Annotated in this window: 15 protein-coding genes; 10 read left to right on the plus strand and 5 right to left on the minus strand. The window is 28.6% G+C overall.

What is annotated here, in order from left to right; translation table 11 throughout:
• Positions 1–782 precede the first annotated feature (782 nt).
• The 4 genes from ACO409_RS08070 (at position 783) to ACO409_RS08085 (ending at position 4,564) form a co-directional block, all read left to right on the plus strand.
• The gene (locus ACO409_RS08070; protein WP_485556271.1) at positions 783–1,220 is read left to right on the plus strand and encodes a CGGC domain-containing protein; all 438 of its coding nucleotides are present in this window, start codon (positions 783–785) and stop codon (positions 1,218–1,220) included.
• 24 nt (positions 1,221–1,244) lie between these two features.
• Positions 1,245–1,565, plus strand: a complete 321-nt coding sequence (locus ACO409_RS08075) for an HPr family phosphocarrier protein (protein WP_485556272.1) — start codon at positions 1,245–1,247, stop codon at positions 1,563–1,565.
• Between the two features lie 51 nt (positions 1,566–1,616).
• Positions 1,617–3,419 carry a S1 RNA-binding domain-containing protein gene (locus ACO409_RS08080; RefSeq protein ID WP_485556273.1) on the plus strand — a complete coding sequence of 601 codons (1,803 nt, stop codon included), beginning with the start codon at positions 1,617–1,619 and terminating at the stop codon, positions 3,417–3,419.
• Positions 3,420–3,625: 206 nt separating this feature from the next.
• Positions 3,626–4,564, plus strand: coding sequence for a branched-chain amino acid transaminase (locus ACO409_RS08085; protein WP_485556274.1), 939 nt, complete (start codon positions 3,626–3,628; stop codon positions 4,562–4,564).
• 186 nt (positions 4,565–4,750) lie between these two features.
• On the opposite strand, the gene ACO409_RS08090 is transcribed toward ACO409_RS08085, so the two are convergent.
• The 4 genes from ACO409_RS08090 to ACO409_RS08105 all read right to left on the minus strand — a co-directional run bounded on the left by ACO409_RS08090 (position 4,751) and on the right by ACO409_RS08105 (position 8,269).
• Positions 4,751–5,212 (minus strand): low molecular weight protein-tyrosine-phosphatase, encoded by a 462-nt coding sequence (locus ACO409_RS08090; protein WP_485556275.1) that lies wholly within the window; start codon positions 5,210–5,212, stop codon positions 4,751–4,753.
• A 14-nt stretch (positions 5,213–5,226) separates the two neighbouring features.
• Positions 5,227–5,961, minus strand: a complete 735-nt coding sequence (locus ACO409_RS08095; RefSeq protein ID WP_485556276.1) for an NAD-dependent protein deacylase — start codon at positions 5,959–5,961, stop codon at positions 5,227–5,229.
• A gap of 162 nt (positions 5,962–6,123) precedes the next feature.
• Complete coding sequence (locus ACO409_RS08100) at positions 6,124–7,056, minus strand: dihydroorotate oxidase (protein ID WP_485556277.1); 933 nt, start codon at positions 7,054–7,056, stop codon at positions 6,124–6,126.
• 181 nt (positions 7,057–7,237) lie between these two features.
• Complete coding sequence (locus tag ACO409_RS08105) at positions 7,238–8,269, minus strand: tetratricopeptide repeat protein (RefSeq protein WP_485556278.1); 1,032 nt, start codon at positions 8,267–8,269, stop codon at positions 7,238–7,240.
• A gap of 236 nt (positions 8,270–8,505) precedes the next feature.
• Here ACO409_RS08105 and ACO409_RS08110 point away from each other — a divergent pair, with 236 nt between their 5' ends.
• Positions 8,506–8,658, plus strand: coding sequence for a hypothetical protein (locus ACO409_RS08110; protein WP_485556279.1), 153 nt, complete (start codon positions 8,506–8,508; stop codon positions 8,656–8,658).
• A gap of 221 nt (positions 8,659–8,879) precedes the next feature.
• On the opposite strand, the gene ACO409_RS08115 is transcribed toward ACO409_RS08110, so the two are convergent.
• Positions 8,880–11,144 (minus strand): RelA/SpoT family protein, encoded by a 2,265-nt coding sequence (locus ACO409_RS08115; RefSeq protein WP_485556280.1) that lies wholly within the window; start codon positions 11,142–11,144, stop codon positions 8,880–8,882.
• Positions 11,145–11,702: 558 nt separating this feature from the next.
• Here ACO409_RS08115 and sufC point away from each other — a divergent pair.
• From sufC to sufU, 5 genes are all read left to right on the plus strand, one after another.
• Complete coding sequence (gene sufC / locus ACO409_RS08120) at positions 11,703–12,449, plus strand: Fe-S cluster assembly ATPase SufC (RefSeq protein WP_485556281.1); 747 nt, start codon at positions 11,703–11,705, stop codon at positions 12,447–12,449.
• 32 nt (positions 12,450–12,481) lie between these two features.
• Positions 12,482–13,894, plus strand: a complete 1,413-nt coding sequence (gene sufB / locus ACO409_RS08125; RefSeq protein WP_485556282.1) for a Fe-S cluster assembly protein SufB — start codon at positions 12,482–12,484, stop codon at positions 13,892–13,894.
• 89 nt (positions 13,895–13,983) lie between these two features.
• Positions 13,984–15,111 (plus strand): Fe-S cluster assembly protein SufD, encoded by a 1,128-nt coding sequence (sufD, locus tag ACO409_RS08130; protein WP_485556283.1) that lies wholly within the window; start codon positions 13,984–13,986, stop codon positions 15,109–15,111.
• Positions 15,112–15,270: 159 nt separating this feature from the next.
• The gene (locus ACO409_RS08135; RefSeq protein WP_485556284.1) at positions 15,271–16,476 is read left to right on the plus strand and encodes a cysteine desulfurase; all 1,206 of its coding nucleotides are present in this window, start codon (positions 15,271–15,273) and stop codon (positions 16,474–16,476) included.
• Between the two features lie 39 nt (positions 16,477–16,515).
• Positions 16,516–16,956, plus strand: a complete 441-nt coding sequence (gene sufU, locus ACO409_RS08140) for a Fe-S cluster assembly sulfur transfer protein SufU (protein WP_485556285.1) — start codon at positions 16,516–16,518, stop codon at positions 16,954–16,956.
• The last annotated feature ends 69 nt before the right edge of the window (positions 16,957–17,025 follow it).

Consider the following 17,025-nt stretch of genomic DNA (forward strand, 5'->3'; position numbering starts at 1 on the left):
GTTAAAGGAAGATACAACAACAGAAGAGTTGAATTATTCTTCCAAAACGTTGACTTTAGTAATGTAAAATTTATTAATCAATAATCTTTAAAATTTAAAAATTAGAATATAAATTTTTAGAGGGACATTTTATATGTCTCTCTTTTTTTAAAATTTATTTTTGATTATGTACTCGAACCTATAAAAAATTTAACTGTTATATTATTCTACGTTTAAAAAGTGAATACTTGTTTTAATTATTTGAAAAGAAATATTAAGTTTAATCTACTAAAAAGGTTTATAACACATTCATTATTTAAATTAAGTTTAGTATAAATAGTAGATCAATTAATTATGAATATTTTACATGGGATTAAGACTTTCTTGCAAGCAAATAATATGAAATATGTTTTATGTTTTTTGAATGGTATTTAGTATAGGTAAAATAGTTATAATTTTTGAGTTCAGTTTTAAATTTGACTTACTATATAAGAGATTAAGATTCTTTGTTAAAAAATAAATAAAATATAAAAATTATTTTTATGTTTTTTTTATTTTATCCATAAATTGCTAAGATGTTGATAAAATAGTAAAAATATAGTATAATGTTATTATGATACAGAGACTGTTTGTAGAGCATTTTAAAATATATGCTCAAAATCATCCCAAATTAAGCTATTAAAAATCATATAATAATTTGTAATTTAAAGAAAATTTTTTTTGTATAAATGGGAACAGTTTATGTTATAAATAATATTGTTTAAATAGGTTTTAATATTTTAAGCATATTTTGAGGTGGTGTTATGGATTTATCAAAAATTAAATTGGTTGTAATAATTCAATGTGAGATTGCAAAAAGGCGTTGCAGTGGATATCATTGCAGTCAATCGTTTTATGAAAGAAGTGGCGGATTTTCAAAATATCCAATGGAGCAGGATATGAGAGTTCTTATGTTTCAATGTGGAGGATGTAATGGAAAAGGGGTAAATTCACTTTTATCCAATGTAAGCAAATGTTTAAAAAAAGAAGGGAAAATTATGCCTGAAGAAGTAGCTATACATTTTGCTTCCTGTATTACACTCGATAACCATCATTCTTCTAGATGTATGTTTTTAAACTATATGAAACAGCAAGTTTCTAAGACTCCATTTAAGGATTCACTTATTTTGGAAGATACCTGGCATTCTAAAACTGCTACCAGAAGGCGTTTAGAAGGAATTTACAAGACAAACAAAAACTAGAGAATATCAGGGGGAGAAAAATCTATGAAGGAAATCATTGTAGAGATAAAAAACGAACAGGGAGTCCATACGTTGCCATCAACAAAGATTGTAAATGTTGCAAAAAAATATAATGTGGATTTAGAAATTGAAAAAATCTTGAAAAATGAGCAAGCAGAAAATGACAAAGAAAGAAATAAAAAAATAGATGGTAAAAATGTATTTGGAATTATGATGCTTGGAGCTGGAAAAGGAGAAAAATTAAGGCTTAGAGCAATTTCAAAAAATGGAGAAAATCCAGAAGAAGAAATTAAATTGCTAGAAGAATTAAGACAACTAATAGAAATTAATAAATTTTTTGAATAAATATAAAGAAGGGAGAAGAGCTGGCTATTGTAGACAGTTCTGAAGTACAAAATGAGCGAAAAAGAATTTGAGACATTATTAGAGGATTATTTACCAGAAGAAAAGAAGTCTGGAGATGTAGTTGAAGGAATTATTACAAGAAAAGAATTAGATTACGGATTTCTTGATTTGAATGCGAAAAAAGAAGGAAGAATTTATGCCAGCGAAGTTAAAGACTTTGAAATTGGGGACAAAATTGAAGTAAAAGTTTTAAGAGAAGATGAAGATAATATTATTGTTTCAAAATTTGTATTGGATAAGGCAAAAGAATTGGCATCATTTAATGTTGATGATATTGTAACTGGAGAAATTGTTAAGAAAATTAAAGGTGGATATACTGTAAAAATTGGGAAAAATGAAGCTTTTTTACCATTTTCTCTTGCTAGATTTGAAAAAGATAAAGATTATACAGGACAAAAATTTAAATTTATTATAAAAGAAAAAAATAGAAGCAATATAACTATTTCAAGAATTGATTTAATAAAAATTGAAGAAGAAAAATATTTTGAAAGTGTAAATATTGGAGATGTAGTTACAGGAAAAGTTAAAGAAATATTTGATTTTGGGATTATACTAGATTTGGGAGCTGCAAGCGGATTTGTTCACATATCTGAAGTTTCTTGGGATCAAGTGGATAATTTACATGAAATATATAAAATTGGAGATGAAGTAACTGCAAAAATTATTGAAAAGGATGTTGAAAAAAATAGATTAAAATTAAGTATAAAACAATTGTCAGAAGATCCTTGGATTGCATTTGAAAATAGTCATAATGTTGGAGATGTAGTTGAGGCTGTTGTTAAAGATGTTCTTGATTTTGGGGTAGTCGTAACTGTTGATGGAAATTCTGGATTTGTGCATGTTTCAGAGCTTGCTTGGCATAATGGATCTAAAGAATTGAAAAATTATAAAGCTGGAGATAAATTTTCTGCAAAAATTATTCAAATTGAAAATGAAAAGAAAAATATTAAATTAAGTGTAAAACAGCTTTCTGAAAATCCTTGGAATACAGTAAAGGAAAAATATCATATAGGAGATATTCTGGAAAAACCAATAACAGAAGTATTTGATTTTGGATTATTAATTTCTCTAGAAAAGGATATTGATGGACTTTTACACGTTTCTGATTTATCATATAAGAGAGAATCTAATTTGTCTTCTAAATATAAGGCTGGGGATTTGATTAAGTTTAAAATAATTGATTTTAATGATGAAAAAAATAGAGTTACTTTAAGTGTAAAGGCACTGCTTGATGATAAATGGGATGTTCTTGAAGAAACTTATGATTTTGATAAATCATTTACAGGAAAAGTTATGAATGTTCAAGATTATGGAATTTTTGTTGAGCTTGAAAAAGGAATAGAAGTGTTTATCCATAGAAATGAATTTTCTTGGGATAAAAGAGAGCATAAGGAATATAAAATTGGCGACAATATTGAATTTAAAGTAATAGTAATTGATAAAATTGAGAAAAAATTGTCTGGAAGTATTAAACAATTGGAAAAATCTCCTTGGAAAGAAGTAACTGAAAAATATAAAAAAGGGAACATTGTAAATACAGAAATTGTAGATATTCAAGAAAATTTTGCACTTGTTAAATTAACAGATAGATTTAATGGAATTATACCAAAAAGAGAACTGACAGAAGAATTTTTGAAAGATATTTTTGAAAAATTTGCAGTTGGAGATAAAGTTGAGGCTGTGATTACAGATATTAATGAAAAGAGAAAATCTATTGCATTATCTGTAAAAAGAGTTCAGGAAATGGCAGAAAAAAAAGAATTAGATGAACTTATGAAAGTTTATGGAGTCTAATTTTAAATATACTTGCCTAATAGTTATATAGTTTTAAACAATAATTAAAAAAATACTATTTTCCAAGGGGGTAGGCCCCCTTGTTGTTTATAGTATATATTAAATATATAATTAAGTATAAAAAATAAATTTTACATAATTAAAAAAAAGTGATAAAATATAATAGTAAATATTAAATGCTGAAATTATATGGAGGTAAAATTAAAATGGCAAAAACAGAATTTATGAAATATGCATATTTCAATAAAGAAATTGTAGAATTTGAAAAAGCGACAGTTAGTATTGCGACACATAGTTTACAATATGGAACAACTTGTTTTGGAGGTGTCAGAGGATATTATAGAGATGGAAAAGTGGCTATTTTTAGATTGAAAGATCATTATATCAGACTTATGAATGCTTCAAAAATGTTAGGATATGAATTTTTCATTTCTTGGGATGAATTTAAAAATATAGTTACTGAACTTGTTAAAAAGAATGATATAAAAGAAGATTTTTATATGCGTCCATTTATTTTTTGTAAAGAACCTAGATTATCACCTAAAAAAGCTGGACTTGACTTTGACTTAGCAATTTATATGTTACCACTTGCAGATTATGTAAGTACAAAAGGTGGACTTAATTTAATGAGTTCAACTTATAGAAAATACAATGACTCAGCAATTCCTACAAAGGCAAAAGCAGGTGGTTCTTATGTTAACTCATTCCTTGCAACAAGTGATGCCCAAAGAAATGGTTATGATGATGCATTAATGTTCGATGATGCTGGAAATGTTGTAGAAGTATCAGTTGCAAATATAATCCTAGTTTACAGAGGAGAAGTAATAATTCCTGATACTGGAAATGCAGCACTTGAAGGGATTACAGTAAGATCAGCTTTAGAATTGCTTGAATATAATGGATATAAAGTAAATCGTGGAAAAATTGACAGATCAATGGTATTTACAGCTGACGAATTGCTGGTAACAGGAACAGCAATGAAAATAACTTATGCCGAATCATTAGACAGACGTCCTATTGGACAGCTTGATTTTAATGCGAAACCTGTTGAAGGTGAATTCCACAAATTATTAAAATCAGAATATGAAAAAGTAATTAATGGAGATCATGAATTATCATCTAAATGGTTATTTGTTGTTGAATAAATTAGTTAAATAAAAATATACTCAAACCCATTTAAAATTAAACGGTTAGAAGTTACATAAACTTAGGATTTGAGTAAGGTAGTCGTAGTTTTTGAGTTTGAATTTAAAACATTTTTACTATGAAATTGGTGCTATTCATTTTTTGAAAAAATTCATAAATGTTTAGCACCAAATATTTTTTATAAATTAACTTAAATCATTATCTTTTATAAATTGTAGTAATCCTCTACAGCCTTTTACAACATCATTGTAAGTTGTGTCAAAATCGCCAGTAAACCAAGGATCTTCAATTTCACGATTTTCTCCAGCATACTCTAATAACATTTTTATTTCACCTTTGCTTTTACTGTTTGCAAAAAGTTTTATGTTTTCTATATTACTTTTATCCATTCCAATAATATAATCGGCTTTTAAATCATCGTCATTTAAAGTTCTTGAATACATTCCTGATACACTAATTCCTTCTTTTGCAAGTCTAGTTCTAGTACCGTTATGGACTGGATTTCCATGTTCCCATGTGCTTGTTGCTGCTGAATCAATGATGATTTTGTCGGATAAGCCTTCTTTTTTTACCATATCTCTAAAGACTGCTTCTGCCATTGGAGAACGACATATATTTCCTAGGCATACAAATAATACTTTTACCATTTTCACCTCTTTATTTATTTTAATTTTTTGAAAACTTCTCCGATACTTTCATGTATAACCAAATTTGCAAAATTATCTTGTTCGGTTTTGGATTTATTTATTAAAACAAGATTTTTTCCTTGAAAGTATTGAACTAGAGAAGCGGCTGGATATACTACGAGTGAAGTTCCACCTATGATTAGCGTATCCGCTCTTGATATTTCGTTTATTGCATTTCTAAAAGTGCTTGGATCTGGCACTTCTTCATATAAAGTAACATCTGGTTTTATAATTCCTTTACATTTTGAACAATGTGGGATATTTTCAGTTTTACAAATTTCTAAAAATTCTTTTAGATTATATTTTTGTCCGCAAATAGTACAAGTATTTTTGTCAACTGTTCCGTGTAGTTTTAAGACATTTTTACTACCAGCCATTTCATGCAGGCAATCAATATTTTGAGTAATTATAGCAGCTAATTTTCCATTTTGTTCTAATTTTACCAAGTATTTATGGGCAAAATTGGGTTTTGCGTCTGGATAAACAAGATGCTTTTTATAAAAATCATAAAATTCTTCTGGATATTTTTCATACATCGTATGTGAAACGAGTTCCTCTGGAGAAAAATTTTTATCTAATTTTAAACTATAAACTCCGTTTGCACTTCTAAAATCAGGGATGCCAGATTCTGTAGAAACTCCCGCACCTCCAAAAAAAACAATTCTTTTACTTTCATCAATTATGTTTTGAAGCGAACCTATTTTATCCATTTTTTATCACCTTGCTTTTTGTTTTTTGATTTAGTTTTTTTATAAGATGCAATGACTATTTTACTCAAACCCTGAGTTTATATGATTTTCAATAATTTAATTTTGAATGGGTTTAAGTGTATATTGAAATATTTAGAATTTTAAAGTTTATTATGAAAAAAGTTATAAGTATTTTAATTTTCCTCTAAAATCTTCAATAGTTTTATATCCTTTTTTGTCCATAATAGCCTTTAATTCTTTAGTTATTCTTTCAAAAGCATCTGGACCTTCCTTGTGTAAAGTAGTTCCAAGCTGAACCATACTTGCTCCGCATAAAATATGTTCAAAAGCATCTTGTCCTGTAAGAACTCCTCCTGTTCCAATAATTTGGATAGATGAATTTAGTCTTTGATAAAATGCATGAACATTGGCAAGAGCTGTTGGTTTTATGTATTCTCCTCCAATTCCTCCGAATCCGTTTTTAGGCTTTATTACAACACTTTCATCTTCAATTACAAGTCCATTTCCAATGCTGTTTACACAGTTTATAAATGTTAATGGAAATTTGTTGAATACTGCGGCTGCCTGATCAAAATGAACAATATCAAAATATGGAGGTAATTTTACTCCAAGAGGTTTTTTAAAGTATGTGAAAATATCTGTCAATAAATTTTCAGTAGTTTCCATATCGTAGGCAATTTGTGGTTTTCCTGGCACATTTGGACAAGATAGGTTAAGTTCTGTGATTCCATTAAAATCACTTTCCTGAACTTTTTTTAGCAATGTGTGTGTATCTTCTGTTGACATTCCTACAAGTGAGAAAAAGAAATTTCTGTCTGGATGTGTTTTTTGTAATTCTAATAGGTAATCTAAATAGTAATCAAATCCTAAATTTGGAAGTCCCATTGAATTTATACTTCCTAGAGCTGTGTCGTAGTATCTAGGTTCAGGATTTCCTGGTCTTGATTGTAATGTAGCAGTTTTTGTGACAAATGTTCCAGCTGCAGAATTTATAATTTGTTCAAGTTCATTTTTATCATAGCAATAAACACCAGCTGCATTCATAAAGCAGTTTTTAAATTCAAAATTACCTATTTTTGTTTTTGTAGTTGCCATTTTTCCTCCTAAATTATTTTTATTATGTAATTTTTAAAGTTTATTATAGTAAAACTGATTTAAAACCGAACTCAAAAATTAAGTTTATATGATTTTTAATAGTTCGATTTTAAATGGGTTTGGGTATATATTTAAGTAGATATTATTTGGCAAGGGGCTAAGGCCCCTTGTTTATTAATTATTATACATGTAAAGCTGATTTGTAGTATCGAATAGCTATTTTTAACTGGTCAGCTTCTTCGTAAAGTTTTGCGACTTCAATAATATTATCTGGAACTTTTAAGTAGCTGTTGTCTTTTAGATTTTCTTCAGCATCATCAAATTTACCTAATTTTATACAACATTTTCCAAAATTAAATTTAAGTTTTTCTTCATCAATTTTTTTCACATCAATTTTTGCATTTAAACATTTTTTTCCTTCAAAAAAGTGATTATAATTTGTATAAGCAAGGTTGTAGTTTTTTTCATCAGCAAATATATTTCCAAGTGATACAAATGAATCTAAATGATTTTCATCTGCAAGTAGTGTTAAATAGTGTTTTGCAAGTGTTATATTATTGTTTTCAACATAGAGTCTTGAAAGGACTTCCTGTGCTCTTTTATTATCATGATAATCTGCAGCTGTTTTAAGATGTTTTTCAGCAGTTTCTATATCTTGCTTTTCTCCATATAATTTTCCAAGCAGATAATAGGCTTCTCCGTTGTCTTTTGCTTTATATAGATATTCTTGTGCCATATCAACTTGACCGTTATCATAGTAAATTTTAGCAAGTAAAACTTGTGCTTCCTGATCTCTTTCATCAGCAGCAGGCTTTAAAAAATCTATTGCAAGATTTTTTTTGTTAAATTGATAGTATAAATTTCCTAAATTGTATCGAGCTTTTTGATAACCATTGTTTATAGCTAGTTTATAGTAATATTCTGCAAGTTCAAAATTAGATTTTTTTTTGTAGACAGTTCCAAGTCTGTCTTGTAGTTGAAAATCTCCTCCATCAGCAATTTTCTTTAAATATCTTTCTGCTAAATTTAATTTATCATATTTGATATAAATGTCGGCAAGTATAAGAACAGCATTTCTATTTCCGTTTTTAGCGGCTTCTTTTAAATATTTTTCTGCTAATGTATCAGAACCGCTATCATAGTAACTTTTTCCCATCTGATACAGTCGTTCAGAATCATTACTGTCAATATTATCAAAATCAAAGTTTTCCATTAAAATAAACCTCCTGTATATTTTTGTTTTATTTTTTATTTTTTAAATATTTTAATAACTAAATCATCATTACATTATACTATATTTTTTTATATTTGTCATAATATTTTGAAAAAATAATAAAATTTTTATTTTGTCCTTATTTTATAAAGTTTTGAAATATCAATTGAATTTTGCTTTAATCTAATAAAATATTAAAATAAAAAAAGATAATGGAAATTTGATATATTTTTTGGATGAAAGATAAGAAAAAAAGTAAGAGTTATGGATTTAGCAGAAAATTTGGTGTTTCAGAAGTTATTATAAGAAAAAATTTAAAAAGGATAGAGCAGGAAGAAAGGCTTAAAAGAAGAACCTATGAAAGTACAACTTTAACAAAAGGTAAATAATATTTTTTGACAAGGGGGACTGCCCCCTTGCTGTAAAAAAATAAAATAATTTATCAATATCTAAAGTAGTTCATAATAACTAAAAAAATAGCAATTATAAAAAATAGAAAAATAATTTTTTTTGTGATGCTTATAAAAATTTTAAATAATAATATGAATAAAATTAATGCAATCAAAAGTTTTAAATCCATTTAAGATTCCCCCTTTTATTAAAATATTTTTTATTTTTTTATTATATCTATTATTTCTGACATTGATCTTAAATTATTTGCCAATCTTTCAAAATCTTCACGGCTTCTTATTGTTATTCTTAAATGTATAAGTATGCGTTTATTACCATTTTCCTTAAAAGTATTTGTATTTACGTTTAAAAGGTTCATTTTGTATTCATTTAAAATTCGGATTATATCAAGAAGTAGTCCATTTCGATCTGCAGCTTTTATTGTAAAATTAAATTCATATGTTGTATTTGAGGATATTGCAGATTCATCCCAGTAAACATCGACTTCTCTTTCTGGATCTTTTTTCATAAGAGAAATAAAATTATCGCAGTCTGATCGGTGTATTGCAATTCCACGGCCTCGTGTTACGTAACCTCCTATTTTATCTCCTGGAAGAGGACTGCAACATTTTGCAAAACGGTACATTGTATTTTCTGTTCCAGATATTTTGATGCCACTATTGTTTTTTTCTTTTTGTCTGCTTGCTTTTTCTGTTTCTTCTTCAAGTACTTTTTCAAGCACTTTTGTTTCTTTTTTTTCAAATTTATTCATAAATCCATCAAGTGACAAATCTCCAACGGCAAATCTATAAAATAGTGTTTTATTATCAGGAATATTAAATTTTTTCATATAGAGGAAAACACGTTCATCTTCAAGCATATCTTTTAGTTTTAATCCAAGTCGTTCAAATTCTTTTTCTAAAATTTGTTCCCCTTCTTTAGATTTTTCTTCAAATTCCTTATCTTTGAACCATTTTCTGATCTTTACTCTTGAGCTATGGTTGTTTACCATTTCAATCCAATCTTTTCCAGGACCTTTATTAATATTTTTGGAAGTCATAATTTCGATTTTATCTCCATTTTTAAGTACCTGATTAAGCTGGGTAATTCGACCATTTACTTTTACTCCAATTGTTCTATATCCAATTTGTGTATGAACTTGGAAAGCAAAGTCAAGAGCAGTAGAATTTCGAGGCATTTCTACAACATCATCTTTTGGAGTAAATACAAATATTGTCTGTTTTAGCACATCTCCTGTAACTTCTTGGGCAAATCCTTTTTGTTCTTTTTCGTCTATCTTTCTTTGGACAGAATCAGTTAGTTTTTTTGCATCTGCATAGAATTTTTCATTTTTAGATTTTGATTTTTTTTCTTTGTATTTCCAATGAGCTGCAACTCCTTCTTCTGCAATTTCGTGCATTTTTCTTGTTCTAATCTGGATTTCTACATTTTGATCATTTGGTCCTTTTACTGTTGTGTGGATGGATTGATAGCCATTTGTTTTTGGCTGTGAGATATAATCTTTGAAACGTTTAAATACTGGGATAAATAAATCATGAATTATTCCAAGTACGTTATAACATTCATTTTTTTTATCAACAATAATTCTTATTGCAATTAAGTCATGTAGATCAACAAATCTTTTTTCTTTTTCATGCATTTTTCGGTAAATGCTGTATAAGTGCTTTGGACGTCCTGTAACTTCTCCGTTTATATGATTTTTTTTTAGCTCTTCTTTTATTTTTTCAATAAATTTTGCTGTGTATTCTTCACGTTCTTTTCTCTTGGAATTGACAAGGTCTTTGATTTCGTAATAGTCATCTGGATATAAAAATCTAAAACTTATATCTTCTAGTTCCCATTTTATTTTAGCCATTCCGATTCTATGGGCAATTGGTGCATAGATTTCAAGAGTTTCTTTAGATTTTTCTTGTTGTTTTTCAGGCTTCATATATTTTAATGTTCTCATATTGTGAAGTCTATCAGCTAATTTTATAATTACAACTCTAATGTCTTCTGACATTGCAACGACCATCTTTCGTATATTTTCCAGCTTTTTGCTATTCGTTCTTGGCAAATTTCTAAGTTTTGTCACGCCATCTACGAGTTTTCGGACATTTACTCCAAAGTTATATTCTATATCTGCTAGAGATATAAGCGTATCTTCGACTACATCGTGTAGCAGTCCAGCTACAATTGTATCCGTATCCATACGCATATCAGCAAGTATTTCTGCAACTTCTACAGGATGTAAAATATAATCTTCTCCACTTTTTCTTTTTTGTCCTGTATGTGATTCATAAGCAAGTGTAAAAGCTTCTGAAATTTTATTCATATCCACGTCTAGTCTGTTTTTTTTAATTGTATCTGTCAGCTGTTGGAGCAGTTCGTTGTAGTTTTTATTTATTATTACAGGAACATTTTTATTTTCGATTTCATCATCTGTCATTTTCCAGTCATTTTTTAATTTATTTTTTTCATCCATTTTGCTTTTCTCCTTTCCATGTTACAGAATCAAACAATTTTTCTAATTTGTCTAATACTATACTCAAACTTATCTAAAATTGAACTATCAAAACTCATAACAAATTTAGGGTTTGAGTAAAATATTATAAATATGATATTATCTTCTCAAAATTATTTTACTACATATTTAAAAAAAAATCTATTACAAAGTTTTATATCATTAATTATTTTTGTTTTGAAAATCTAAATTATTAGAAAGTGTAAAAAATATATTTAAGACAAAGTCAAATAGATACAATAAAAATATCATAAACTAGCTAGAGTGTAGTAATATAGCGATAATAACCCTTCTTAAAAAATATTATTTTAATAATATAAAAAGTTTAAAATATAACTTTTGATTTACTAAAAGATAATTTATTCCGTTGAGTTAAATATTTAATTTGATAAACAAATAAATTTATGATAAAATTAGTTTAAGAACTAAATACAAAAATGTAATATGTTCTGTTTAAGTTTTCCATTAAAATTAGTGGAATTTATATATATTGGAAAAAATTTTGGAGGTAAGATCAATATGAGTTTATTAGAATTGAAAAATATAAGATCAGAAGTGGAAGGGAAAGAGATCTTAAAAGGATTGAACTTAACTATAAATAAAGGAGAAGTTCATGTAATTATGGGGCCTAATGGAGCTGGGAAATCTACACTTGCAAGTATTCTTGTGGGACATCCAAAGCATGAATTAATATCAGGAGATATTATTCTGGATGGAGAAAATATTAATGGTGATGCCGTAGATGAAAGAGCTAAAAAAGGAATTTTTTTATCGTTTCAATATCCTGAAGAAATACCAGGACTTACTGTGGAAGATTTTTTAAGAACAGCAAAAGAGGCTGTTACTGGAGAAAAGCAGTATTTAATGCAATTTCATAATGAATTGGTGGAAAAAATGGAAAAACTTCATATAAATCCTGAATATGCAGATAGACATTTGAATGTTGGATTTTCTGGTGGAGAAAAGAAAAAGAATGAAATTTTACAAATGGCAATTTTAGAGCCAAAATTGGCTATTTTAGATGAAACTGACTCTGGACTTGACATTGATGCAACAAAGATTGTATTTGAAGGAGTTCAAAAGTTGAAGACTAAAGATACAGCTTTACTTATAATTACTCACTATGATAAAGTTCTTGACTATTTAAAACCTGATTTTGTTCATATTTTGATGAATGGAAAAATTGTTAAAACAGGTGGACAAGAGTTAGTTGAAAGAATTGAAAAAGAAGGATATGCTAAAATGAAAGAAGAACTAGGATTATAAAGTTTTAATGAAAAATAGAAAGTGTGGGAATAATGGAAGATAGAAAAAAAACATATATTGCGGATATTGAGCGTGGTGTTTATGATATAAAAGATGAAGAGCATTATAAATATAAAGCAGAAAAGGGGCTGACTCCAGAAATTATTAAAAAAATTTCAGAAAGAAAAAATGAGCCTGAATGGATGCGAGAATTTAGATTAAAGGCACTAGAAGTTTATAATTCAAAGCCAATGACTAATTGGGGTCCAGACTTATCAGACCTTGATATAAATGATATTGTGCATTATTTAGAGCCTGATTCAGCACCAATGAATGAAAATTGGGATGATGTGCCAAGCTATATAAGGGATACATTTGACAGGCTTGGTATTCCAGAAGCTGAGAAGCAGTCACTTGCAGGAGTGGGAGCACAGTATGACTCTGAAGTGGTTTATCACAGCGTTCATAAAGAACTGGAAGAACAAGGAGTGATTTATACAGATATTGAAACAGCTATTGTAAAATATGGAGATATGCTAAAGGAATATTTTATGACATTAATTACAGTCAATGATCATAAGTTTGCAGCATTGCATGGAGCAGTATGGTCTGGAGGATCATTTATTTACGTTCCAAAAGGAGTAAAGGTAAAAATGCCATTGCAGTCATATTTTAGGCTAAATGCACCAGAAGCTGGACAATTTGAACATACGCTTATAATTGTTGATGAAGGGGCGGATTTACATTTTATCGAAGGATGTTCGGCTCCTAAATATCAAAAAAATGCATTGCATGCAGGAGCGGTGGAACTTTTTGTCAGAAAAGGGGCAAGATTGAGATATTCTACAATTGAAAACTGGTCAAGAAATATGTATAACTTGAATACAAAAAGAGCGTTAGTGGAAGAAGATGGAGTAATAGAATGGGTGTCTGGATCTTTTGGATCAAGAGTTTCTATGCTTTATCCAATGAGTATTTTAAAGGGGGATCGTTCAAGATGTGAATTTACAGGAGTCACATTTGCATCAGCTGGACAATATTTAGACACAGGATGTAAAATTATTCATCAAGGTAAGAATACAAGCTCGACAGTCCATTCAAAATCTATTTCAAAAAATGGAGGAACAGCTTTTTACAGAGGGCTTTTAAAAGTCTTGCCACAAGCAACAGGAGCAAGATCAGCTGTAGAATGTGAGTCATTAATGTTAGATAATGAATCAGCTTCGGATACAATACCAATAATTGATATAAATAATGATAGTGTTGATATTGGACATGAAGCAAAAATTGGGAGAATAAGTGATGAAGCAATATTTTATTTGATGTCAAGAGGTATTAGTGAAGATGAGGCAAAGGCGATGATTGTAAGAGGATTTGTTGAGCCTATTTCAAAAGAATTGCCGCTTGAATATGCAGTTGAATTGAATAAGCTAATTGAATTGGAACTTGAAGGAACAATTGGATAATTAGATAAATTTAAAATTATATAAAATAACTGTCAAAAAAAATTAAATTATCAAATACATTTATTGCTTAAAAAATGAAAGGAGAAAAAATGCTAGAAAAATCAAGCATACAAAGTCTTGATAACAGCGATTACAGATTAAAAATCTTTGAAGAATATAAAACGCTTGAAAAAGTTAATTGGAAAAGAGTAGGATATCAATATGAAGAACCTGAAACATTTAAAGAGTTTAACAATCTGGAAATAAAAAATGAAAATCAAGATGGAGTTGTTATAAAAAATATAAATGAATCATTAGAAGAATTGGAAAAGTTAAAAAACAACAATGATTATGGTTTAGGAGATTTTTTTAAAAAACAAAATTTTGCTTTTTATAACGAAGGAAAATATTTGAAAATTGGAGAAAGAAAAAAAATTGATAAGCCAATTTATTTGAATTACCGTGCAGATAAGGAAAATAATTTTCTTATTGACTACAATGTAATCGAAGTGGAAGATTTTGCAAAAGTTACGATAATTATTACTTATGATTCATTAGATGATGCACCAGTTTACCATAATGGAATTATTAAAGTAATTACTGGAAGAAATTCAGAAGTAAAAATTATTAAAATACAGACATTAAATACAAAAAGTTCTAATTTTGAATCATCAAAAATTGAAACATTGGGACAAGGGAAAACTGAATATTATAGTGTTGAGTTAGGTGGTAAAATTAATGCAGTAAGTCATAAGTCTTATCTTGAAGAAGATTCGTCAGAAATTTATATATGGCCTGCATATCTTGCTGATGAGGACAGAAAATTAGATTTAGAGTATTCTGTAGTGTTTCGTGGACGTAGAACGATTGGGGAAATTCAGGCAAGAGGAGCTGTAAAAGATACTGCTAAAAAAGTATTTCGAGGAAATCTTTACTTTAAGCAAGGTTCTAGCAAGTCTGAAGGGCGTGAAGGAGAATTTGCGATTTTATTAAATGATGAAATAAAAGCTGATTCGATTCCAACATTATTTTGTAGTGAAGATGATGTTATTGGAGAACATGCGGCTTCTGTTGGGAAAGTTGATGAAGCTAAGTTATTTTATTTAATGAGTCGTGGACTTTCGGAAAGCAGAGCAAAAAAATTAATAGTCGAATCTTCATTCCGTCCAATAATGGATAACATTGATGATGAAAAATTAAGAGATAAATTATTTGATGAATTAGAAAGAAGAATTTAAATAGCAGATTTTTTTACAAGAGCTTAAAATCTTTTGTTAGTAAATAAAATATAATTTCTGTTTTTTTATGAAGATTTAGTATAAGTTTGAAAAAATGCCCGCAAAGTGATATAATTTTGTATTACTTGTGGGCAAAATTGTAATTATAAGGAGGGAAACATGAATTATAGAAAAGAATTTCCAATATTTAAAAATAGAGATAGCCATTATCTAGACACAGCGGCAACTTCACAAAAGCCAAAAAGAGTTCTAGATAAAATCATGGAATATTATGAAAAATATAATGGAAATCCAGGACGTGGTTCACATACATTGTCTATGGAAGCCTCAAATTTAATGGCAAATGCACGTAAAACTGTACAAAAGTTTATTAATGCAAAGTATCCTGAAGAAGTGATTTTTACAAAAAATACGACAGAATCAATTAATCTAATAGCTTATTCCTATGGAATGGAATTTATAAATAAAAATGATGAAATAATATTAGGAGTTTCCAATCATCATGCAAATATTGTGCCATGGCAATTTGTGGCAGAAAAGAAAAATGCTAAGATAAAATTTGTATATCTTACTGAAAATGGACAATTTGATATTGAAGATTTTAAAAGTAAATTGTCTGATAAAACGAAACTTGTGGCGGTTTCTGCCGTGGTAAATGTTACAGGAGTTATTCAGCCGATAAAAGAGATTATCGAAATCACACGTAATAGAAATAAAAATGCACTTGTTCTTGTAGACGCTGCACAGTCAATGCTGCACTTTAGACACGATGTTCAAGATTTAGATGCAGATTTTCTTGTATTTTCAGGGCATAAACTGTTTACACCGATGGGAATTGGAGTTATGTATGGGAAAAAGGAGCTTCTTGAGAAAATGCCGCCTTTTTTGTATGGTGGAGATATGATTGAGTTTGTAACAGAGCAAAAATCAACATTTGCACAGCTTCCTAATAAGTTTGAAGGTGGTACTCAAAATGTGGAAGGAGCTGTAACTTTGGAGGAAGCGATTAATTTTATTGAAGAAATAAGTTATGAAAAAATTAATGAAATTGAAAATTTGCTTACAAAAAATGCTTTAGAAAAATTGAAAAAATTAGATTTTGTGGAAACATATTTTACTAAGGATGTTGAACATGCTGGAATTATTGCCTTTAATGTAAAAAATGTACATTCTCACGATGTGGCATTTATATTGGATTCATACAATGTAGCAGTTCGTTCAGGGCATCATTGTGCTCAGCCTTTGATGAACTATCTGGGAATACCGTCATGTTGCCGTGCTAGTTTTAGCATTTACAATAACGAAGAAGATATTGATAAATTGATAGAAGGGCTTTTAAAAGTAAAAGAAGTTTTTGGATTATAGAAAAAAAATAAAAAATAAAAATTTGAAAAGAAGGTTATTATGAATTTAGAAAAAATTTATCAGCAGACAATATTAGAATACAGTAGACGTAGAGAATTAAACCGTGAAATTGAAAATCCGACATTTGCTGAAAGAGGGCATAATCCAAACTGTGGAGATGACTTAACTTTGGAAATAAAAACTGATGAAAATAATGTAATAACAGATGCTGCATTTATCGGTTCTGGATGTGCTATTTCAACAGCTTCTATGGCTATGCTGATTGACTTGATAAAAGGAAAGTCGATGGAAGAGGCAAAAGAAAAGGTAGATTTATTTTTTAAAATGATGAAGCAAGAGGAAAAGCTGACAAGTGAAGAAAGTAAAAAGCTAGGAGATGCAGTACTTATGGAGTATGTAGCTCAAATGCCTGCAAGGATTAAATGTGCTACATTGAGTTGGCATTCGCTAAAAGTAATTGTGGAAAAGATTGAAAAATAAGAAATTGTATTTTATTTAACAAAAGATAGCAAGAAGTCGTAGGCTTTCTATAAGTGGGAGATGAATTGC

This window comes from Leptotrichia sp. (assembly GCF_057270615.1).